This window comes from Paraburkholderia kururiensis, from assembly GCF_034424375.1.
In the GTDB taxonomy this organism is placed as follows: Bacteria; Pseudomonadota; Gammaproteobacteria; order Burkholderiales; family Burkholderiaceae; genus Paraburkholderia; species Paraburkholderia kururiensis_A.
Genome location: NZ_CP139965.1, coordinates 1,182,770 through 1,202,582 on the forward strand (window position 1 = coordinate 1,182,770; position 19,813 = coordinate 1,202,582).

18 protein-coding genes are annotated in these 19,813 nt (G+C 63.6%); 12 read left to right on the forward strand and 6 right to left on the reverse strand.

The annotated features are described in order from the left end of the window. Window positions 1-102 precede the first annotated feature (102 nt). Together U0042_RS05340 and U0042_RS05345 are read left to right on the forward strand one after the other, a co-directional pair. Window positions 103-1,605, forward strand: coding sequence for a sugar ABC transporter ATP-binding protein (locus U0042_RS05340; protein WP_114814434.1), 1,503 nt, complete (start codon window positions 103-105; stop codon window positions 1,603-1,605). 49 nt (window positions 1,606-1,654) lie between these two features. After that, window positions 1,655-2,314, forward strand: a complete 660-nt coding sequence (locus U0042_RS05345; protein WP_114814435.1) for an aspartate/glutamate racemase family protein — start codon at window positions 1,655-1,657, stop codon at window positions 2,312-2,314. On the opposite strand, the gene U0042_RS05350 is transcribed toward U0042_RS05345, so the two are convergent. Then, entirely contained in the window at window positions 2,300-3,070 is a 771-nt protein-coding gene (locus U0042_RS05350) for a Crp/Fnr family transcriptional regulator (protein WP_114814436.1), read from the reverse strand. The genes U0042_RS05345 and U0042_RS05350 overlap by 15 nt on opposite strands. Window positions 3,071-3,243: 173 nt before the next feature. Next, window positions 3,244-4,275: an AraC family transcriptional regulator gene (locus U0042_RS05355; protein ID WP_114814437.1), complete on the reverse strand. Its 1,032-nt coding sequence runs from the start codon at window positions 4,273-4,275 to the stop codon at window positions 3,244-3,246. A gap of 156 nt (window positions 4,276-4,431) precedes the next feature. Between U0042_RS05355 and U0042_RS05360 the strand changes: the two genes are divergently transcribed. The 5 genes from U0042_RS05360 (at window position 4,432) to U0042_RS05380 (ending at window position 9,702) form a co-directional block, all read left to right on the forward strand. Continuing rightward, window positions 4,432-5,370, forward strand: coding sequence for a 3-keto-5-aminohexanoate cleavage protein (locus tag U0042_RS05360; protein WP_114814438.1), 939 nt, complete (start codon window positions 4,432-4,434; stop codon window positions 5,368-5,370). A gap of 124 nt (window positions 5,371-5,494) precedes the next feature. Beyond that, window positions 5,495-6,838 (forward strand): MFS transporter, encoded by a 1,344-nt coding sequence (locus U0042_RS05365; protein WP_114814439.1) that lies wholly within the window; start codon window positions 5,495-5,497, stop codon window positions 6,836-6,838. 43 nt (window positions 6,839-6,881) lie between these two features. Next, window positions 6,882-7,880 carry an SMP-30/gluconolactonase/LRE family protein gene (locus U0042_RS05370; RefSeq protein ID WP_114814440.1) on the forward strand — a complete coding sequence of 333 codons (999 nt, stop codon included), beginning with the start codon at window positions 6,882-6,884 and terminating at the stop codon, window positions 7,878-7,880. Window positions 7,881-7,932: 52 nt separating this feature from the next. After that, window positions 7,933-8,724 (forward strand): SDR family oxidoreductase, encoded by a 792-nt coding sequence (locus U0042_RS05375; RefSeq protein WP_114814503.1) that lies wholly within the window; start codon window positions 7,933-7,935, stop codon window positions 8,722-8,724. A gap of 93 nt (window positions 8,725-8,817) precedes the next feature. Beyond that, window positions 8,818-9,702 carry an FkbM family methyltransferase gene (locus U0042_RS05380; protein ID WP_114814441.1) on the forward strand — a complete coding sequence of 295 codons (885 nt, stop codon included), beginning with the start codon at window positions 8,818-8,820 and terminating at the stop codon, window positions 9,700-9,702. Here U0042_RS05380 and U0042_RS05385 read toward each other — a convergent pair. After that, entirely contained in the window at window positions 9,699-10,637 is a 939-nt protein-coding gene (locus U0042_RS05385; RefSeq protein WP_114814442.1) for a LysR family transcriptional regulator, read from the reverse strand. The two genes, U0042_RS05380 and U0042_RS05385, sit on opposite strands and share 4 nt — an antisense overlap. Before the next feature lie 127 nt (window positions 10,638-10,764). Here U0042_RS05385 and U0042_RS05390 point away from each other — a divergent pair, with 127 nt between their 5' ends. Continuing rightward, window positions 10,765-11,478 (forward strand): SDR family NAD(P)-dependent oxidoreductase, encoded by a 714-nt coding sequence (locus U0042_RS05390; RefSeq protein WP_114814443.1) that lies wholly within the window; start codon window positions 10,765-10,767, stop codon window positions 11,476-11,478. A 57-nt stretch (window positions 11,479-11,535) separates the two neighbouring features. On the opposite strand, the gene U0042_RS05395 is transcribed toward U0042_RS05390, so the two are convergent. Beyond that, window positions 11,536-12,423 (reverse strand): LysR family transcriptional regulator, encoded by an 888-nt coding sequence (locus U0042_RS05395; RefSeq protein WP_114814444.1) that lies wholly within the window; start codon window positions 12,421-12,423, stop codon window positions 11,536-11,538. A 167-nt stretch (window positions 12,424-12,590) separates the two neighbouring features. On the opposite strand from U0042_RS05395, the gene U0042_RS05400 reads away from it, so the two are divergent. The 3 genes from U0042_RS05400 (at window position 12,591) to U0042_RS05410 (ending at window position 15,820) form a co-directional block, all read left to right on the forward strand. Continuing rightward, window positions 12,591-14,117 carry an MFS transporter gene (locus U0042_RS05400; RefSeq protein ID WP_114814504.1) on the forward strand — a complete coding sequence of 509 codons (1,527 nt, stop codon included), beginning with the start codon at window positions 12,591-12,593 and terminating at the stop codon, window positions 14,115-14,117. 237 nt (window positions 14,118-14,354) lie between these two features. Continuing rightward, a complete protein-coding gene (locus U0042_RS05405) occupies window positions 14,355-15,374 on the forward strand; it encodes an MBL fold metallo-hydrolase (protein WP_114814445.1) in 1,020 nt (339 codons plus the stop codon). A 140-nt stretch (window positions 15,375-15,514) separates the two neighbouring features. Next, entirely contained in the window at window positions 15,515-15,820 is a 306-nt protein-coding gene (locus U0042_RS05410; RefSeq protein WP_114814446.1) for a hypothetical protein, read from the forward strand. 81 nt (window positions 15,821-15,901) lie between these two features. On the opposite strand, the gene U0042_RS05415 is transcribed toward U0042_RS05410, so the two are convergent. Further along, a complete protein-coding gene (locus tag U0042_RS05415; RefSeq protein WP_157977893.1) occupies window positions 15,902-17,053 on the reverse strand; it encodes an SIR2 family protein in 1,152 nt (383 codons plus the stop codon). Window positions 17,054-17,343: 290 nt separating this feature from the next. Here U0042_RS05415 and U0042_RS05420 point away from each other — a divergent pair, with 290 nt between their 5' ends. Then, a complete protein-coding gene (locus tag U0042_RS05420) occupies window positions 17,344-18,504 on the forward strand; it encodes a glycoside hydrolase family 53 protein (protein ID WP_114814448.1) in 1,161 nt (386 codons plus the stop codon). A 20-nt stretch (window positions 18,505-18,524) separates the two neighbouring features. On the opposite strand, the gene U0042_RS05425 is transcribed toward U0042_RS05420, so the two are convergent. After that, a complete protein-coding gene (locus U0042_RS05425; RefSeq protein ID WP_419150492.1) occupies window positions 18,525-19,796 on the reverse strand; it encodes a sugar efflux transporter in 1,272 nt (423 codons plus the stop codon). Between the last annotated feature and the right edge of the window lie 17 nt (window positions 19,797-19,813).

Below are 19,813 nucleotides of genomic sequence, written 5' to 3' on the forward strand. Positions count from 1 at the left end.
GACAGGAAGAGACACGGGGCCGCTGCGGGGCAGGGGCCCGTGCATGAAGCGAGTCGTTTTGCCGAAAGATACAGCTTGAGAAGCATGCTTGAGAGACACGCGATGACCCCCTTTCTCGAAGTCAGCCACATCTCGAAGACCTTTCCCGGCGTGCGTGCGCTCAACCGCGTGAGCCTGCACGTGTCGCGCGGCGAAGTGCTCGCGCTCGCCGGCGAGAACGGTGCGGGCAAGAGCACGCTCATGAAGATTCTGACCGGCGTGCTGCAACCGGATGCAGGCGGGCAGATCCGGTTGGAGGGTCAACCCGTCGTGCTCGCGGACAACAACCACGCGCGCGCGCTGGGCATCGGCATCATTTATCAGGAGCTTTCGGTCGTCGACAACCTGAGCATTGCCGAGAACATCTTTCTGGCCCGAGAGCCGCTCAATCGCTTCGGCTTCATCGACCGTGCGCGCATGAATGCGCAGGCGAGCGAACTGCTCGCCAACATCGGCATGACGCTCGACCCGCGCCGCCTGGTGAGCGGCCTGAGTGTTGGGCAGAAGCAGATGGTGGAAATCGCGAAGGCCGTGTCCTGTGAACCGAAAATTCTGATCATGGACGAGCCCACCGCGTCGCTCAGCCATCATGAAACGCGGCTGCTGCTCGATCTCATCAAGCGGCTGCGCGAGCGTGGTATCGGCGTCGTGTACATCTCGCACCGGCTGGAGGAGTTGTTCGAACTCGCGGACCGTGTGACCGTGCTGCGCGACGGGTCCACCGTGGCCGACGCTGCAATGCGCGACGTGGACCGCGCATGGCTGGTGCGCGAAATGGTGGCGCGCGAATTGAGCGAGCTTTACGCGAGATCGGCGTCTCATGCGACGCGCGACGTGGTGCTCGAAGTGCGCGGCCTTTCGCTGCGCACGCGCCACGGCGCGGCCGGCTGGATTCGCGACATCTCGTTCAGCGTGCATCGCGGCGAGATTCTGGGCATTGCGGGCCTTGTGGGCGCGGGGCGTACCGAGATCATGGAGATGATTTTCGGCATGCGCCCCGCAACGGGCGAAGTGCTGATCGAAGGGCGGGCTGCCGCCATTGCCAGTCCGCACGACGCGATTGCGCATGGTATCGGCTTCGCAACCGAAGACCGCAAGGCGCAGGGGCTCGTGGCCGGCATGAGCGTTCGCGAGAACTTCAGCCTCACGCATCTGGAAACCTACTCGCCGCTGCAATTCGTCAAGCGTGCGCAAGAAGACGAACGCTGCCGTCAGTTCGTTCGCGAACTCGGCGTAAAGACGCCTTCCATCGAGCAGAAGGTCGTCAATCTGAGCGGCGGAAACCAGCAGAAGGTCGTGCTCGCGAAATGGCTCGCACGCAAGCCGCGCCTGCTGATCGTGGACGAACCCACCCGCGGCATCGACATCGGCGCCAAGGCCGAAGTGCATGCCGTGCTCGCGCAGCTCGCTTCGCAGGGCGTTGCGATCATCGCGATCTCGTCGGACTTGCAGGAAGTGCTCGCCATCAGCGATCGTATCCTTGTCGTGCGCGAAGGCCGTGTGAACGGCCTGTTCGATCGCGACGACGCCACCCAGGAACGCGTCATGGCAGCCGCTACCGCGTGATGCATTCGTCGTTCTGCATTTGCCCCTTCATTACGGAAACCTTGAAGACATGACCACGATAGTCGTCGTACACACCGGCCCCGTCACCGTGCAGCCGCTCAAAGACCAGTTCAACCAGCAACTGCCCGATGTCCGCATGATCAACATCGTGGACGACAGCCTGCTCAACGACGTGCGCGCGGCGGGGCATCTCACGCCCGAAGTCACGGCGCGGCTCTACACGTACATGGCCAATGCGCAGGCCATGGGCGCGGACTACATCCTGAACGCGTGCTCTTCGGTGGGCGAGGCGGTGGACGTGGTGCGCGGCATGGTGCGCACGCCCATCATGAAGATCGACGAGACGATGGCGGAAGAGGCGAGCCGCCTCGGCTCGCGCATTGGCGTGGTGGCGACGGTGAAGACCACGCTGGAGCCTACCGTGCGGCTCATCCGCAAAAAAGCGCAGGAAGCCGCGCGCGAAATCGCGGTGGTGGAGCGCGTGGCGGAAGCCGCGTTCGAAGCGCTGCTTGCAGGCGATACGGGCCGCCACGACGAGATCCTGCGCCAGACCATTCTCGAACTTGCCGAGACGGTGGACGTCATCGTACTCGCGCAGGTTTCGATGGCGCGGCTCGTGCCGTCGCTGGGCACGACGCGCGTGCCGGTGCTATCGAGCCCGCAAAGCGGTGTAGCGGCGCTGCGCGAGGCGCTTTCACGCGCCCACTAACGGCACCTTGATGTCGCGGTGCGCGCCCTGCACGGGTGGAGGCGCCGTCTTCTCGACGGGCGTCTGCGCATCGCGCAGGTACTGCGAGACGAATGCGGGCGTCAACACGATCTTGCGCTGATACGTGTCGACGAGACCTTCGGTTTTGAGGTCGCTGAAGTGGCGGTTGACCGACTCGCGCGACGTGCCGATGAATTCGGCGAGCTTGTCTTGCGGTATCGAAAGGTCGATCAGAATGCCGGTGCCCACGCCCGCGTGGACGAACGGGCTGCCGATTTGCCGCGCGAACATGGAAAGAATATTGATGAGCCGCTTGCGCACTTCGTGCAGCGAAAGGCTTTCGATCAATTGCTGCGCTTCCTGCCAGCGCTGATGATGGCTGCGCAGCACGAACTGGCTGATGACGGCGTAACGGTCCAGCAGGTCTTTGAAGTCTGCCTTGTTGATGTAGCAGATGCGGCAGTCCGTAAGCGTTTGCGCGTAATGCGAATAGTTGGTTTCGTTGAGCACGTCGCCGTCGCCGAACAGCATGCCGGCCTTGATGAACGACAGCGTGATTTCCTGCCCGTCTTCGGTGATGCGATAAAGCCGCAGGTGGCCCACCTTGAGCAGGTACACGTAGTCGCTGCGTTCGTCGGGGCGATAGACGAGGGCATTCTTGCGCAGGATGCGATGATCGCTGAATGCCGGCATTACCTCTTCGAGGCAATTCTTTTCAATGAGCGAGAGAAGCTCGCTTTTTCCAACGAACCACATCGCATGTCTCCTTTCCGTCCGCTTCGGGTTCCGGACGTATTTCGTCATTGCAGCGTTCGGGGCGCGATTCCGTGTGGCTTCCCGTGCGGCCGCCACAGTGATTCGGCATCATAGCGCGCTCTGCGGCCACGCGCTAAACCGGGCATTTTCCGATGGTGCGGCGCGGTATCGCGCTAGTTCTGGTCCCGAATTTCGCCCGGCCCCTTGCCCGTCCAACGCTTGAGCGCCCTGCGGAAATTCGCGGTGTCGGTAAAGCCCACCAGCATGGCGACGTCGTCGGTGCTCAGCTTCGTGGTCTTCAGGTATTCCGTGGCAAGCGAGCACCGCACGTCGTCGACGATGGCAACGAACGACGTTCCCTCCGACGCGAGGTGGCGCCTCAGCGTGCGGCTCGTCATCTTCAACGCCGCTGCCACGGTTTCCATGCCGGGAAATTCGCCGGGCTTGCGCATCAATACCTGGTAGACCTCGCCCGAGACCCCGGACGACGTTTTCGCCTGCCCGATGAGCCTGTCACACGTTTCCTGCAAGAGCGCCGCGGAATGACGGTGCGCGAGATGCGGCTGCAATTCGAGTATGGCGCTGTCGTAAACGAGTTCGCATTCCGGTGTACCGAACTCGCAGGGACAGCCCAGATACTCCTCGTAGATGGCCGCATACGAAGGCTGCGGGTACGAGAAGCGCGCAAGCAACGGCGGACATTTGCGTCCCGCCACGTCCTGCAGATGGGTCACGTGCTGCGTGTACTGCTGCTCCAGCAGGAACTGCTGCACGTCGTGCGCAAAGTTCGACGAGAACGCGTCCGGAAACGTCCACACCGACGTCTTCGGGTACTCCGTCCATTGAATGGTGAGCGTGGGCGTGGCGAGCCGATGGTATTTCACGCCGAGCCGAAAGTAATCACGCAGCGAAAGGCACGACATCAACGCGTATCCGTACATGCCGTAGGCGGCGAGATGAAGGCGCGCGCCGGTCTTGAACGGCGTGCGCGGATCGGACGACATCCTCACCGCGTTCGCGCACACCGCTGCGTACTGGCGCACCGATGTCATGACGGAGGCGTCGTAGATCTCGTCCGGCGCAACGCCGCTTCCCTTCAAACTCTGCTCCGGTGCGATGCCCTGTTCTGCCAGCACTTCGACCAATGCCGCGATCTTGTAGGGCGCGTAAATGCGCTCGTTCAGCAGCGGATATTTCGACGCCACGGTGTCTCCTCCCGATGTCCTGATGGGACATCAGCTTGTCCGTAAATGACCTTCCGCGGCGGATCGTATCTCACTACCATCAATCCAGTCACGCTTCTTTCCCGCTCTGAGTTTCGCGATCGCCGTCCATCCGGCCCTACCTGGAAGACTGTTTACATGAGCATTTCAAACAGCAAGGTCATCATCACGTGCGCTGTCACCGGTTCGGCGCATGTGCCTTCGATGTCGGAGTACCTGCCGTTCAGACCCGCCGACATCGAAGCGCAGGCCGTCGAGGCCGCGCAGGCGGGGGCCGCCATTCTCCACCTGCATGCGCGCAATCCTGAAGACGGGCGCCCCACGCCATCGCCCGAGGTCTTTCGCCAGTTCGTGCCTGCAATTGCGGCGCAAACCGATGCCGTCATCAATATCTCGACGGGCGGCAGTACGCGCATGACGCTGGAAGAGCGGCTCGCTTATGCACGTGTGGCGAAACCCGAGATGTGCTCGCTCAACATGGGATCGATGAACTTCTCGCTGCATCCCGTTGCCGCGAAGATGTCGTCGTGGCGATTCGACTGGGAGAAGGAATACGTGGAAGGCATGGAGGACATGATCTTTCGCAACACCTTCCGCGACATCAAGAACATCCTCACGGAGTTTCGCGATTACGGCACGCGCTTCGAGTTCGAGTGCTACGACGTGGGGCATCTCTATAACCTCGCCTATTTCGCCGATAGTGGCCTCGTGAAGCCGCCGTTCTTCATTCAATCCGTCATCGGCATTCTGGGTGGAATCGGAGCCGATCCCGAGAACCTCAACGTGATGCGCTCCACCGCAGACCGTCTGTTCGGGCGCGAGAACTATCAGTTCTCCGTACTGGGTGCCGGCCGCCACCAGATGTCGCTCGTCGCCATGGGCGCCATCATGGGCGGCAATGTACGCGTGGGGCTGGAGGACAGCGTGTATCTGGCCAAAGGCGTGAAGGCGAAATCGAACGCGGAGCAGGTGCGCAAGATTCGCCGCGTTCTGGAAGAGCTTTCGTTCGACATTGCGACCCCGGCCGACGCGCGCGCCATGCTGGGCCTCAAGGGTCGCGACAACGTTTCACTGTAAGCGGACGGCGCGGCGCTCGTCGAGCGTGGCGGCCGATGACCTTTTTCCTGCACCCCCAACGGCGTTGGTACAAGGCGATGGCAGGGCATAAATAGAACACGCAGGACAATTTCTGGAGACATCGATGACTGACACTGCTGCTGACCCCGGCCGGGGAGAGACGCATTGGCTCGCCACGCGCAAAGCGATGGCGCGGCTTCTTCCGTTGATGTGCGCGATCTACTTCATGTCGTTCATCGACCGCACGAACGTTGCGCTTGCCAAGGGTGCGCTCGCCGCGGACCTCGGTATCGATGCCGCGGCCTATGGATTCGGTGCGGGCATTTTCTTCATCGGTTATGCGTTGCTCGAAGTGCCGAGCAATCTGGCCGCTCACCGCTTCGGCCCGCGCAAGTGGATTGCGCGCATTGCGGTGACGTGGGGTGCGTTATCGACGGCCATGATGTTCGTGCAGGGGCCGTGGTCGTTCTATGTGCTTCGCGTGCTGCTGGGCGTGGCGGAAGCCGGGCTCTTTCCCGCGCTCATGTACATGGTGACGCTGTGGTTCGCACCCAAAGACCGCGCGGTGGCCGTGGGGTGGATTTATACGGCGCCATCCGTCGCGCTCATTCTCGGCAACCCGCTCGGCGCCGCGCTCATGCAACTGGGTGCGGTCAGTGGAATGGGCAGCCTTCACGGCTGGCAATGGATGTTCCTGCTGGAAGGCGTGCCCACCATCGTTGTGGGCGTCATCCTATATTTCACGCTGCCGAACCGGCCGTCCGAAGTGAAGTGGCTGTCGCCGAAGGAAGCGCAAGCGCTCGAGGCGCACGCCGTCATCGACACGCACGGTCACGCCGACGTCCACTCGGCACACTGGATCGCGGCGCTCAAACGCCCCACCACGGTGCTCATCGCGCTCATCTACTTCCTGAATCAGGTGGCGTTCGTGGGCCTCTATTTCTTCACGCCTTCCATCGTGGCGCAGATGCACGTGAAGTCGCCGCTGCTGGTGGGCGTGTTGTCGAGCAGTGTCGGCATCGGCTTTCTGATCGGCGTGCTGACGCTGCCGCGCATACATCGCCGTATCAGCAACGAATGCGGTTTTCTCGGCGCGCTGACCGCGGGCGTCGTGGTCAGCGCATGCGCGTTCATTGCCACGAAAAATCAGGCGGTACAGATCACGCTGCTTGGCATTACCGGGTTCTTCGCGGGCGGCATTCTGCCGTCGTACTGGGCGGTCGCGATGAAGCGGCTGCAAGGCGTGCAGGCCGCTGCGGGGCTCGCTTTCATCAACACGATCGGATTGCTGGGTGGCTTCGTCGGCCCCTATCTTTTCGGGCTTGCCGAGACGGTAACGGGCCGAAGCGATGCCGGCTTCAACGTCGTGGTGGTCGCCTCGGTGCTGGGCCTGCTTCTGGTGCCGATGCTCGCCAGAGCGATTCACGCCGCCGAGCGTCCGGTTGCTGCCGCAGGAGCGGCGGGCTAATTCGGTAGGCCGGCTCGGTAAGCGATTACGCGAAGGATAACGAATGAATCCGATCAAAGACTTCGTGGTGGATGTTGCGTCTATCCGCACCACAGGTACGCAACTACGGCGCCCCGAATGCATTCTCGCGCAGCGCGACGGCTCGCTGCTCCTGGCCGATGCACGCGGCGGCGTCGTGCGGATCGACGCTGCAGGCGAGCAGAAGCTGATCCTGCCCAGCAACGCGGATACCCCTGCTTCAGGCGACGGCTTGACGAGCGGGTCGTTGCCCAATGGCCTCGCGCTGGACGCGCACGGCAACGTGGTCATTGCCAACATCGGCACGGACCGCGTGGAACGGCTCACGCGCTCCGGCGAACTGCGCGTTCTGCTCGACAACATCGACGGCAGACCGATGGGCAAAGTGAACTTCGTCTTGAGGGACAGCAGGAACCGCCTCTGGATCACGGTTTCCACGCGAATCAACCCGTGGCCCGACGCGATTCGCTCGAACCTTGCGGATGGCTATATCGTGCTGCTCGACGAACGCGGCGCCCGCATCGTTGCCGACGGACTCGCGTTCACGAACGAAATTCGCTTCGACGCGCGCGAAGAGTGGCTGTACGTTGCCGAGACCACGGCGAAACGCGTCAGCCGCTTTCGCGTGCTGGAGAACGGCGAACTGGGGCCGCGAGAAACGTATGGGCCGAGCCAGCTGGGTGCCGGGCTGATCGACGGAATCGCGTTCGACGCCTACGGGAACCTGTGGTGCGCGATGATCTTCTCGGACCGTCTGGTGGCCATCGACCCGAGCGGCGACGTCCATACACTGCTGGACGATGGCGACAAGGACGCCACCGCGCGGTTCGATGCAGCCTTCGCGACGGGCGAGATCGTGCCGGGCAAGGTCATGGAAGAAACGGGCGGCACGACCGCGCCGTGGCTCACCAGCGTGACCTTCGGCGGACCGGACCTCAAGACCGTATACCTGGGCAGCCTGAAGGGCCAATCCATTCCGTACTTCACTTCACCTGTTGCCGGCCTGCCGATGATTCACTGGTGAGCCGCAAGACGAACCGTGCGGTCGGGGCAAAGACATTTCGTTGGTGGGAGACATGAATACTTTTGAGCGACTGAAACCTGAGCCGGGTCTGCGCGTTCTCATTTCCGGCGCGGCAACCGGCATCGGTGCCGCTATTGCGGAGGCCTTCGTGCAAACAGACGCGCACGTCTATGTTTGCGACGTGAACGCATCGGCCGTCGAAAAGGCGAAAGAGAGCAATCCGAAGCTTCACGTGGGCGTGGCGGACGTGAGCAACCGCGAGCAGGTGGACAGCGTCATAGACGATGCGCGAAGCAAGCTGGGCGGGCTCGACCTTCTCATCAACAATGCGGGCATTGCCGGGCCGACAGGCGAAGTGGAGGCGATTCAACCGGACGAATGGGAGCGCACTGTCTCGACCAATCTCAACAGCCAGTACTACTTTCTGCGCAAGGCGGTGCCGCTGCTGAAAGAGACATCGCCTAGCCCCGGCATTATCGCGATGTCGTCGGTGGCGGGGCGATTGGGCTACGCGTTTCGTACCCCGTATGCGTCGACGAAGTGGGCAATTGTCGGGCTCGTCAAGTCGCTGGCCATCGAGCTTGGGCCCAGCAACATCCGCGTCAATGCCATCTTGCCGGGCGTCGTGCAGGGCGAGCGCATGGACAAGGTGATCGCGGCGCGAGCCGAATCGATAGGCGTGTCGTTCGACGAAATGAAAGCGCAATACCTCGACAGGATTTCACTCCGCCGCATGGTGACCGTTGAAGACATCGCAGCAATGGCGCTGTTTCTCGCGTCGCCGGCGGGGCGCAATATCTCGGGCCAGGCGATCAGCGTGGATGGCAATGTTGAGTATCTTTGACTAATTCGGATAACAGAACATATGCGTTTGATAGTATGGAGGCTCCACTGAATAGAAAAACCGCGCTACTTGCGGCGCTGCCGCCAAAAATCCATGACAAACGGGAACATTTATCAGCTCGTGAATGGCCGCCATGGCCGATTTCTTGTTAACCCACACGATGAATACATCGGCAAGAGCTTGATCGCATACGGGGAATGGGGCGAAGCGGAAGTCCGTCTATTTGAACAGTTGCTGCGCCCCGGCGACATTGCCGTCGAGGTGGGGGCGAACATAGGCAGTCATACGGTACCGCTTTCGAAAGCGGTGGAAAGCTCGGGAACCGTGCATGCCTTCGAACCCCAGCGTCTCATCAATCAGTTGCTGTGTGCGAATCTCGCGCTCAACGATTGCCACAACGTGCATACGCATCTTGCCGCCGTGGGGCGCGAGTTGGGACAGGTGGAGATGTGCACCGTGCCTCCGTACCATGACTGCAACTACGGGGGCGTCAGCGTCGGCGCCGACTACGGCAGCGATGCGGTCATGGAAAAAGTGCCTTTGCTGACGGTCGATAGTCTGAACCTTCCACGCGTCGACTTTCTCAAGATCGACGCCGAAGGCTACGATCTGTATGTGCTGCAAGGCGCCCATGCGACGATTGGGCGCTGCCGTCCGGTCGTCTTTGTCGAAGCCAATGACCAGGGTTATGCAGACATTGCCCATTTTCTGGGCGACAACGGATACGACTGCTGGTGGTATTTCACGACGTTGTTCGAAGCGCAGAATTATCGCGGCACACCCGAAAACATCTGGTCATACCTGGGTTATGTGCTCGCCAGTGCCGACATGCTGGCGGTTCCGCGAGAACAGCAGTGGCAGATCACGGGGTTGCCCCATGCGAGCGAGAAGATCGACTGGGGACACCTGCCGCTCTCGTCCGACAACTTCCGCACTGGCGTCAGCGTTCAACGTGCGGCGCCGGATCAACAGGCTTAACGCTGCCAAAGCGCCTCTCTCTGCCGGCAGACACCTAGCACAAGCTGCCGTAGCCAGCGGTGGACCGGGTCGGCTTCTAGTCGCGGATGCCACATCTGCGAGACCGTGATCTCGCCGGTCTCGACAGGCAGCTCGAAGGCGTGGATGCCCTCCGACATGTGCGGTTCGCCGTGTTCCAGCCGATTGCGCACGAACGACGCTGGAACGAGCGCGATCAGATCGGACGCGCGTGCCACAGCCAGCGCAGCCGGGAAGCCGGGAACCACGGCGACGATCTTTCTCTTTAGCCCTGCCGCAGCCAGCGCTTCGTCTACCGGTCCATGGCTTTGTCCCCGCCGCGACGCAACCACGTGACCGAACGCGACGTACCGTTCGGCGCTCACATTGCGCTCGCGTTCAAGCGGATGGCCCTTTCGCACAACGGCGAGAAAGCGGTCGCGGAATAGCGCCTGCACGCGCACCTCCGGTCCCATTTCGCTCAGCACGCCGATCTCCAGATCGGCCAGCCCCTCGCGCAAATGCAGCGCCGTTTTCTCGGCCTTGGGCGCAAAGCATAGCTGCACGTGCGGCGCGATTGCGGCTACTGCGGTGATCAGCGGTGCACCGAATGCCTCCACGAAGCCCTCGTTGGCGCGAAGGGTGAAGGTCCGGTGCAACGTCGCGAAATCAGGCTCCGACCTGGAAGGACCGAGCACCGCGCGCGCCTCATGCACCGTATTGCGCGTGCGCTCACGAAGGGCTTGCGCATGCGGCGTCAGCACCATGTGGCGCCCTGCGCGAACCAGCAGCGGGTCGCCCGTGGCCTCGCGCAGACGCGTCAGCGTGCGGCTCATGGCCGACGCGCTCAAACCCAGCCGGCGCGCAGCGCCCATCACGCTGCCCTCGGCGAGCAATACGTCGAGCGCAACAAGCAGATTCAGATCGGGTTCGGCCATGCGGGCTCCTGACGGTGTCGGTCGATACATCGCGTTTGGCGCATTTTATAAGTGCACGGGCCGCGCCTTCCGCCCGCCGTACGGCGTGCATATAGTCCTTGAGATATCACCTCTCAAGGAACGACTCATGCAAGACTCGACGACAAAGACGGCACACAAGACGGTTCTTCTCATCGGTGCATCGCGCGGGCTGGGCTTCGCCATGGCAGAGGAATACCTCAGGCGCGGCTGGCACGTGATCGCGACGGGCAGGGCGGGCTCCATGGAAAAACTGCTGCAAGCGGCAGCAGCGTGGCAAGGCGCGCTCGAAGTGGAGACCGTGGACATCACGATTGAGGCGGACGTGGAGGCCCTACGTCGTCGTCTGGAGGGGCGGGTAGTGGACGTGCTGTTCGTGAACGCCGGCGTCAAGAACGACGATGGCGAAACCATTGCGGACGTCTCCACAGAAGAATTCGTGCGCGTCATGGTGACGAACGCGCTCAGCCCGATGCGGGTGATCGAGGCGCTTCAGCCTCTCGTGCAGCCCGCGGGGACGATAGGCGTCATGTCGTCCGGGCAGGGTAGTGTCGCCAACAACGTGAACGGAAATTACGAGGTCTATCGCGGCAGCAAGGCGGCGCTCAACATGTTCATGCGCAGCTTCGCTGCACGCCATCAGCACGATGCGAAGACGTTGTTGCTGATGGCGCCGGGCTGGGTGCGAACGGACATGGGCGGTCCGCAGGCGCGCTTGAGTATCGAAGAGAGCATTCCGAATCTCATCGATACCATGCAGGCGTACGAAGGCCGCTCGGGACTGCATTACCTCGACTATCTCGGCAGGGTGGTGCCGTGGTGACGGCACGATGCAGATGCCGATGGCGCGAATCCGCTGCGCAGTGCGCGGTTTCGCCTGTCACGTTTGCGCAAACACGTGCTCGCACATGAAGTCGACGAACACGCGCAACTTCGGCGACAGTTGCCGGCTCGACGGCCAGAGAACGGAGAACTGGCCCGGCGGAATGGCGAAGTCGTCCAGCACGGTGACAAGCGAGCCGCAGGCAAGCGCGTCACGAACAAGAAAGTCCGGCACGAAGCCGATGCCGAACCCCGCGATCAAGGCACCGCGCAACGCCTCCATGTTGTTGCACGTGATCGACGTGCGCAGCCTGGGTGGTTCGTCGCCGCCGCCGAATGCCCAGGGCTGCAATCTGCCGGTGGTCGGAAACCGGTAGCGCACGCAATCGTGTTCCGCCAGTGCGGCTACGGTGCGCGGCCGGCCCATACGTGCGACGTATTCCGGCGACGCACACAGCACGAAACGAAACGGACCCAACCGACGCGACATCAAACTCGAATCCGTGAGCGAGCCGCTGCGAATTACCGCGTCGAACCCGCCGTCCACGACATCGACCAGCCGGTCGTTGAAATCGAGATCGAGTTCGACGTCCGGATAGCGCGCGCTGAACGCGGGCAAGACAGGCAGCAGAAAGCGATAGCCGATGACGGGCAGGCTGACGCGTAATCGGCCGCGCGGCGTTTGAGCGGCTTTGGAGAGCATCGCTTCCGCGTCGCGCAATTCCTCGAGAATGCGGTGACAGCGCTCGTGGAAGTGCTGCCCTTCGTGCGTCAGGCTCACGCGGCGTGTGGTGCGATGAAAGAGTCGCACGCCGAGCGATGCCTCCAGTTTCGCAATCGCCTTGCCGACGGCCGACGCGGAAATGCCGAGCTTGCGTCCGGCCTCCACGAAGCTGAGCGTTTCCGCGGTACGCACGAAGGCGACAATGCCGTTTAAATTGTCCATGCCGGTTCGACTCCCGATGTTCGCCGCCATTGCGGAATGCAGCTCCGCAATTTACGGAACGGTACGTTGTTTTTCGTCGATTGAATCCGGATTATCGTTCGTCGCTCGGCCGGGTGCATGGCGCTGCGATATGCCGTCATGCCGCGGCATTCCACGGGGAATCGACGATGGACACCACTCACTCTTCCGGCATGACGAGGCGCACCGTCGTGCTGGCCGCGGTCTGCGTGGCCGCGCTTGCCATGCCGCTATCGTTTTCCGCGGGCGCCGTCGCCACGCCGGCGATCGGCATCGCGCTGGGCGGCAGCCCGGCCGCGATGAACTGGATCACCAATGCATTCATGCTCACGTTCGGCAGCCTGCTGATGGCCGCCGGCACGCTCGCGGATCGCTTCGGCCGCAAGCGGCTGTTCGCCTGTGGCGTGGCGGGTTTCGCGCTGAGTTCGCTCGCACTGGGCTTCGCGCCGTCGGTGCTCGCGGTCGATCTGCTGCGCGGTGTGCAGGGCGTTGCCGCTGCGGCGACGCTCGCGGGCGGCACGGCCGCGCTCGCCCAGGAGTTCGACGGTCACGCGCGTACCCGCGCCTTCAGCCTGCTCGGCACGACGTTCGGCATCGGTCTCGCGTTCGGGCCCGTTCTGGCGGGCTGGTTGATCGCGGCTTTCGGCTGGCGCGCCATTTTCTCGACAGGTGCGCTTGCGGGCCTGCTCTCGCTCATATTCGGCGTGCCGCGCATGCACGAGTCACGCGACCCGCACGCGCGCCAGGTGGACTGGGCGGGCACGCTCACGTTCACGGCCGCGCTTGGGTGCTTCACGTATGGCGTGATCGAGGCGCCGTCGCGCGGCTGGATGTCGATGGTGGTCGTCTCTTCGCTGGGGGCGTCTATCGCGTTCGCGGCGGCGTTCGTCATCGTCGAGTTGCGCAGCGAGCGACCGATGCTCGACGTGTCGCTGTTTCGCTATCCACGCTTCGTCGGCGTGCAGGTATTGCCTGTCGCGACGTGCTATTGCTACATCGTGCTGCTTGTCGTGCTGCCGCTGCGCTTCATCGGCATAGAAGGCTACGACGCGATTCACGCAGGCTGGCTGATGCTTGCGTTGTCGGCGCCGATGCTGGTCGTGCCGATCATCGCCGCCACGCTCACACGGTGGATGTCGGCGGGCGTCATTTCAGGGCTCGGATTGTTGATTGCCGCGGCGGGGCTGCACGCGCTTGCCGGAGCGCTTCGCACAGGCAGCGAGCTTGCCGCCATCGCACCGATGATCGCCATCGGTGTAGGGGCCGCCTTGCCCTGGGGGCTCATGGATGGGCTATCGGTGAGCGTGGTGCCGAAATCGCGCGCGGGGATGGCGACGGGCATCTTCAGCACCACGCGCGTGGCGGGCGAGGGCGTGGCGCTTGCGGTCGTCAATGCGCTGCTCGCGGCGCTCGCGCAGCGCAGCCTGCACCATGCGACGCCCGACGCTATGCCAGCCCGTCTCGACGAGGCCGCCGCGCGGCTCGCGACAGGCGACCTCTCGCACGCGGCGGCGAAGCTGCCGGAGATCGCGCAGGCAACGCTTCATGCCGCCTACGATTCGGCGTTCGACCATCTGCTCGATGGACTCACGCTCATCACGCTGCTCAGTGCGCTTGCGGTGTTCGCATTTCTCGGAAGGGTGCGCGCACACGACGAACCGGTTGCGGCGAAATAGGCGACGCCGTGCCGTGTGTGCCCTGTCCGTGTCGCCCATTGCAACGGATCTGAATAGTTCTGAAGCCGCGGCGAGCTGTCTGCAAGCGAAGCGCGATTCGTCATGGAGCTGCGCACCGTGCGAGAGGCCGTTCAGAACGCTTAATTTCGCGGCTGCGCGAGGGGGAACCATAATCGGTGGCGTCGTGAGCAGCATGCCGCTTACGCCCCTTGCCCCTTCCTTTCCGTCATTCACGCCATGAAGACGTCTCTTTCGCCTGTCAGCCGTCCCGCGTTACCGCATGCATTCGTTGCGTTCGTCGTACTTGCCGTCGCTGCAATGCTGTCGCTGCTGCATGCGTTGCCCGCGCATGCGGCGGCGCCTCAGGTGCTCAAACAGGCGCCAGGCTTCTATCGCATGATGTTGGGCTCGTACGAAGTCACGGCGTTGCTCGACGGAACGCATGACTTTCCGGTTGAAACCGTGATGACGAACGTGTCGCGCACGGATACCGATCACGACCTTGCCAGCGACGACCTCTCGCTGCCGGTACAGGGCTCGATCAACGCGTTTCTCGTCAATACCGGCAGCCAGCTCGTGCTGATCGATACGGGCGCGGGCGTGCTCTACGGCGACTGTTGCGGGCATCTGCTCGCGAACCTGCGCGCGGCGGGCTATCGCCCCGAGCAGGTGGACCTCGTGCTGCTCACGCATATGCACAAGGATCACGTCGGCGGCGTGGTGCTCGATGGCGAGCGCGCGTTTCCGAATGCCGTCGTGCGTGCGGCGCGCCGGGAAGCGGACTACTGGCTCGATGCGAACAACAAGCGCACCGCGCCGGCCTTCCTCAGTTCGTTCTTCGATGCGGCCGCGCAATCCGTTGCGCCGTACGTGGCAGCAGGACGCTTCCAGCCGTTCGACGGCGACGCCGCGCTTGCGCCGGGTATCCATGCGCTCGCGGCGCCGGGCCATACGCCGGGCCACACGGCCTACGTGGTGCAAAGCGGAAAAGACACGATGCTCGTGTGGGGCGACGTCATCCACGTCGCGTCGATCCAGTTGCGCGACCCTGCCGCCACGGTCGAATACGATTCGGACGCCGCTGCTGCGCAACAGACGCGTCGCGACCTGCTCGCGCTCGCCGCACAGCGGCACTACGTGATCGGCGCGGCGCACATCTCCTTTCCGGGTTTGGGCCACGTGAGTGCCGATGGTGCGGGATACCGATGGATTCCGTTGAATTACGACGGCGATCCTGCGCGGCATAGGGTGCATTGAAGAGGGCAGGCAGGCCGCCCGTTTGAACGCACCGCGTTGGGCATGATCGGAGGCGAATTGCCCAGACCGCCGCCGCTGCCGCACTGGCACACCGGTTGCTGAAAACTGACAGACACACCTGTCCGGCAAAGGAGGCAACCATGTCCGAATTCACTACCGATCACGACACGATCCGTAAATGGGCCGAGCAGCACGGCGGCAAGCCCGCCGCAGTGGAGCGCACGCACAAGGACGGCGACGTGGGCATTGTGCGTGTGATGTTTCCGAAAGCCCCGCATTCCGAGCACGAAGCGCTCGTCGAAATCTCGTGGGACGAATTCTTCGACGAGTTCGAAAAGCGCTCGCTGGCGCTGCTCTACGAACCTGATTCGATGTTCAGCAAGATCGTGGGTCGCGATACCGCGGAACGGCGCGAGCACGGCGACCACAAAGCGGCGCGCGAATAACGCAAGGCGAAGCATCTTTTCAACGCGTTGCATGATCTACGCGCGGCCGCCATGCCGTCTGCACGACGGTGCGGAACGCGCTCAGCCGCGAAGACCTGCCGCCGCGAGCCGGCACCATTCGCTGAAGCTGCCTTGCCACGGAATGACGGCGAGGCCTTCCTTTTCGCTTGCATGCGGAAATACGGCCGTCGCGCGTGCGCGTTGCGTGCGCGTGTCTTCCAGATCGATGTAATAGAGCGCGCGCAGCCGCCCGTCGTTCGGCGCCTCGGCGAACTGGCGCAGCAGCAGGCGAATGAGCGCGTCCTCTTCGGGAAAGCTGTAGCCCACCAGCACGACGATGCGCGTTTCCCTGAGCAGACGCACCGCCTTCGGAAACAAGGCCTGAAAATAAGGGCGATCGTAGTCCTGCGCGCGCGACGGCAGCATGATTTCAGGCGGATTGGCGCGTGCCGCCGCGGCGGCGCGCGGCCGGTAGTCGACCTCGAAATCATCCCGGCGCGGAAAGATTTCGAACCCGCCGTTGATCTTCAGCAGCTGGCCGCTCACGTCGGGCGTCACGATGGCATGCCAGTCCGTGTCGCCGCACCAGGCGAGCGGCGTGAAGCCGCGATAGAGGCTGCGCGCGTCGTCGCGTGCGCCCGAGGCCGAGAAGATCGCCTCGATCACGAAGTCGTAGTTCGTCGTGATGAAGCTCACGCCTACGTTGCCGCGCGCGCTGCTGCTCGAATGCATGCTGGCCGCGTACCCGCGCAGCGCGGAGAAAAAGTCGCCGATCGCGACTTGCTCGCTGGTGAACGCGCTTTGCGCCAGCCAGGTGTCGCCGTGAGGCGACAGGCCCGTGGCGCGAATGAACCGGTTCAGAACCAGATAGCGCAGCTCACGCTCCACGAGTTGCAGATAGAAGTCGTCCACGTACCTGGGCCGTATCAGCGGATATTTCTTCAGCATCCCTACCTGATAGACGATGTCGAGAAACGCGGCGCGGTCGATGTGATCGTCGCATGTGCGGAAGTGGATGGCGTGCAGGAACGTGTCGAGCGGTGACGCGTCGTCCATCCAGTCGTCGCGCGAGAAGTCGAACAGATCGTTGCCGATGGGGTAGCGTGAATCCCACGCATTCGAAAAGCCGGCGCCCAGCACGAACGTGACGTTGGCGTGCTCCGGCGCCTGCTTTTCCGCGGCGGACTTCAACGTGCGGGCGAAATGCGAAGGCGCGTTCGTGGAATCGGTCATGACGTGAAATGCCGTGAAGGAGGCAGGCGAGTGCGTAGTGCACGAACGCCCTGCGTAACAGCAACGGGCAGCAACCGGCATGCCACGTGTGTCGCGCCATCGGGCCACCCGTGCCTCGCGCTGCGCGCGCAACGCGGTGCGGCCACATAGTGGACCCGCGTCGCGATCTTTGCCTGCTGCGACCTCCTTTTGATAGCCTTGGCAGGCAGTTCGCCGCACAGAAATTTAAGCGCTTAAATTCGGCGACTGTTTCATCGAATCCGTCACGCAGGACAACTGGAGGAAGACACATGAAGAGAAGATCAATGCTCTCGTGGATGGGTGCCACTGCGGCACTCGCCGGTCTCAATGCCGCCGTGCCGCGTCTTGCGGGCGCGGCGCAAGGCCCCGCGTTACAGGCGGGCCGCCCGTTCGCCATGGGCGCGGACGTTTCGACGCTGCTCGAACTCGAAGACCATGGCGCCCGCTATTACGACCACGGCGTGGCGCAAGACTGTCTGCTGATTCTGCGCCGGCACGGCGTGGATTCGATTCGCCTCAAGGTGTGGAACGATCCCGGCAATCCCGCTTTCTATCCCGCGAATCAAAGCTCGCCTGCGGGCTACAACAATGCGCAGCACGTCTGCGTTCTGGCGCGCCGGGCCGCCGCGCTCGGCATGCGCATTCTCATCGACTTCCACTACAGCGACTGGTGGGCGGACCCCGGCAAGCAATACCCGCCGCACGCGTGGGAGGGCAAGACGCTGGCCGAGACCTGCGGCCTGCTCGCGGCGTACACGTCCGACGTGCTGCGCATGCTGCGCGCGGTGGGCGTGCGGCCCGAGTGGGTGCAGATCGGCAACGAGATCACAGGCGGCATGCTCTGGCCGCTCGGCAAATACGATCAGTGGGACAACCTCGCGCAACTGCTGAAAGCCGGGCACGACGCGGTGAAGTCCGTGGACGAACGCATTCAGGTCATGCTGCACCTGGACAGCGGGGGCAACAACGCAACGAGCCGCTGGTGGTTCGACAGCGCCACGCAGCGCGGCGTGACCTTCGACGTGATCGGGCTGTCCTACTACCCGCAATGGCAGGGCACGCTGGATGCGCTCGGCGCCAACATGAACGACCTCAGCGCGCGTTACGGCAAAGACGTGATGGTGGTGGAAACGGCGTACCCGTGGACGACGAGCGACGGCGATTCCGAACCGAACTCGATGACCAACACGGGCTCGGTCAACTATCCGCCCACGCCGGAAGGGCAGGCGCAATTCGTGGGCGCGCTCGTCGATCTCGTCAAAGCCGTGCCCGGCAATCGCGGCAAGGGCGTGTTCTGGTGGGAGCCGGAGTGGACGCCGGTGGCGGGCGTGGGCTGGAAAGTGGGTGCCGGGGATCAATGGGACAACAACACGCTGTTCGACTTCCACGGCAATGCGCTTTCGTCGCTGAACGCGTTCCGCCCGCGGTAGATCGTGATAGACGCGGTAGGTCAGTCCTCGCGTGCGGCTTGCCGCCGCGAGGGCCGCCACAGCCACAGTCTTCGCGCGGCGTTGCGGACGGCGCGCAGCGGTTGCCGCTCGAATAGCTGCCGTACCGGCAAGTCACCGGCCGCAAGCAGCACGAGCGCGCAGAACGTGAGCGCCCCGCACATCAGAAAGGCCGCGCGATAACCCAGCGTGCCGACGATCGTTCCCGAAAGCACGCCGGAAAGAATCGAGCCCACGCGCGCCGCGTTGAAGAAGAGCGCGGTGGCGGCGCCCGTCTGCCGCGGCATGAGGTCCTGGATGTAAGTCATGCCGAGGCACGAGGTGATGGCCACCACGGCCGCGCTCAACACCTGGAGCGGCACCACCATGCCGGGCTTCGACGCCGCCGCGAGCGCGACGAAGTACAGCGTGTGCAGCACGGCTGCGGCGGTGAGCCAGCGCGGCTTCGCGAGCTGCGGCGATTTCGCGCCGAGCCAAAGCATCATCGGTATTTCCAGCAGCGCGCCCAGACCCAATGCAGCGGATACCTCGAGGCGCGTGCCGTTCAAGCCGTGCACGATGAAAAGCGGCAGCACGATCATCGTGGCGTTCGCGGCGAGGCCGATCAGCGTGAGCGCGAGCAGGGCGCGGATGATGACGTTGGGGCCCGCCGGTTGCGTCGCGGCATGCGCCTTGTTCGCGGCCGCGTGCGGCGTATCGTGGTCCACGGCAGTCTCGCCTTCGCGCAGCGTGACGCGGTGCCGTGCCGGCGCAATCTCGGGAATGCGGAACACGAGCACGGCGCTGGCCGCGAAGCTTGCCGCCGCAAACGCGAACAGTCCGAGGAAGCCGGTCTGCGCGAGAATCAGCGCGCCCACGGCCGGGCCGAACACCCATGCCGCGGAGAGCAGCGTACGCAGCGCGGCGAGGGCGAAATCGGCCTGCGCTGCATCGTCGAGCGGCAGCACGGAGCGCCCGAACGCGAACACCTGCGAAAGCGAGGCCGCGCCCGTGCCGAGCAACGCCACGCCGATGACGATAAGCGCCGTGTAGTCGCGCACGAAGCACAGGGCCAGGTAGCCGAGCGCCGCGGCCGCGAGCGAGCCGATCAACGGCACGCGGTGCTTGCCGTGCCGGTCCGACCATCGGCCCGCCATCGTGCTCGCCACCACGCCGCTCGCCGAGATGAGCGTCATGAAGAGGCCGAGCCGCAGCGGCGACATGCCCGCCTGTTCGATACCAAAGAGCGACAGATACGGCGCCGTAAACGACAACGCCACGCCGAGCAACAGCATGGCGACTGCAAGCGGTA

Bases quoted from the DNA above. Each gene is read 5' to 3' on its own strand.
- U0042_RS05400 (WP_114814504.1), top strand. From the start codon at position 12,591: ATGGACACCACTCACTCTTCCGGCATGACGAGGCGCACCGTCGTGCTG.
- U0042_RS05385 (WP_114814442.1), bottom strand. From the start codon at position 10,637: ATGGCCGAACCCGATCTGAATCTGCTTGTTGCGCTCGACGTATTGCTC.
- U0042_RS05410 (WP_114814446.1), top strand. From the start codon at position 15,515: ATGTCCGAATTCACTACCGATCACGACACGATCCGTAAATGGGCCGAG.
- U0042_RS05370 (WP_114814440.1), top strand. From the start codon at position 6,882: ATGAATCCGATCAAAGACTTCGTGGTGGATGTTGCGTCTATCCGCACC.
- U0042_RS05395 (WP_114814444.1), bottom strand. From the start codon at position 12,423: ATGGACAATTTAAACGGCATTGTCGCCTTCGTGCGTACCGCGGAAACG.
- U0042_RS05420 (WP_114814448.1), top strand. From the start codon at position 17,344: ATGAAGAGAAGATCAATGCTCTCGTGGATGGGTGCCACTGCGGCACTC.
- U0042_RS05375 (WP_114814503.1), top strand. From the start codon at position 7,933: ATGAATACTTTTGAGCGACTGAAACCTGAGCCGGGTCTGCGCGTTCTC.
- U0042_RS05350 (WP_114814436.1), bottom strand. From the start codon at position 3,070: ATGTGGTTCGTTGGAAAAAGCGAGCTTCTCTCGCTCATTGAAAAGAAT.
- U0042_RS05360 (WP_114814438.1), top strand. From the start codon at position 4,432: ATGAGCATTTCAAACAGCAAGGTCATCATCACGTGCGCTGTCACCGGT.
- U0042_RS05405 (WP_114814445.1), top strand. From the start codon at position 14,355: ATGAAGACGTCTCTTTCGCCTGTCAGCCGTCCCGCGTTACCGCATGCA.
- U0042_RS05380 (WP_114814441.1), top strand. From the start codon at position 8,818: ATGACAAACGGGAACATTTATCAGCTCGTGAATGGCCGCCATGGCCGA.
- U0042_RS05340 (WP_114814434.1), top strand. From the start codon at position 103: ATGACCCCCTTTCTCGAAGTCAGCCACATCTCGAAGACCTTTCCCGGC.
- U0042_RS05390 (WP_114814443.1), top strand. From the start codon at position 10,765: ATGCAAGACTCGACGACAAAGACGGCACACAAGACGGTTCTTCTCATC.
- U0042_RS05415 (WP_157977893.1), bottom strand. From the start codon at position 17,053: ATGACCGATTCCACGAACGCGCCTTCGCATTTCGCCCGCACGTTGAAG.
- U0042_RS05425 (WP_419150492.1), bottom strand. From the start codon at position 19,796: ATGCTGTTGCTCGGCGTGGCGTTGTCGTTTACGGCGCCGTATCTGTCG.
- U0042_RS05345 (WP_114814435.1), top strand. From the start codon at position 1,655: ATGACCACGATAGTCGTCGTACACACCGGCCCCGTCACCGTGCAGCCG.
- U0042_RS05365 (WP_114814439.1), top strand. From the start codon at position 5,495: ATGACTGACACTGCTGCTGACCCCGGCCGGGGAGAGACGCATTGGCTC.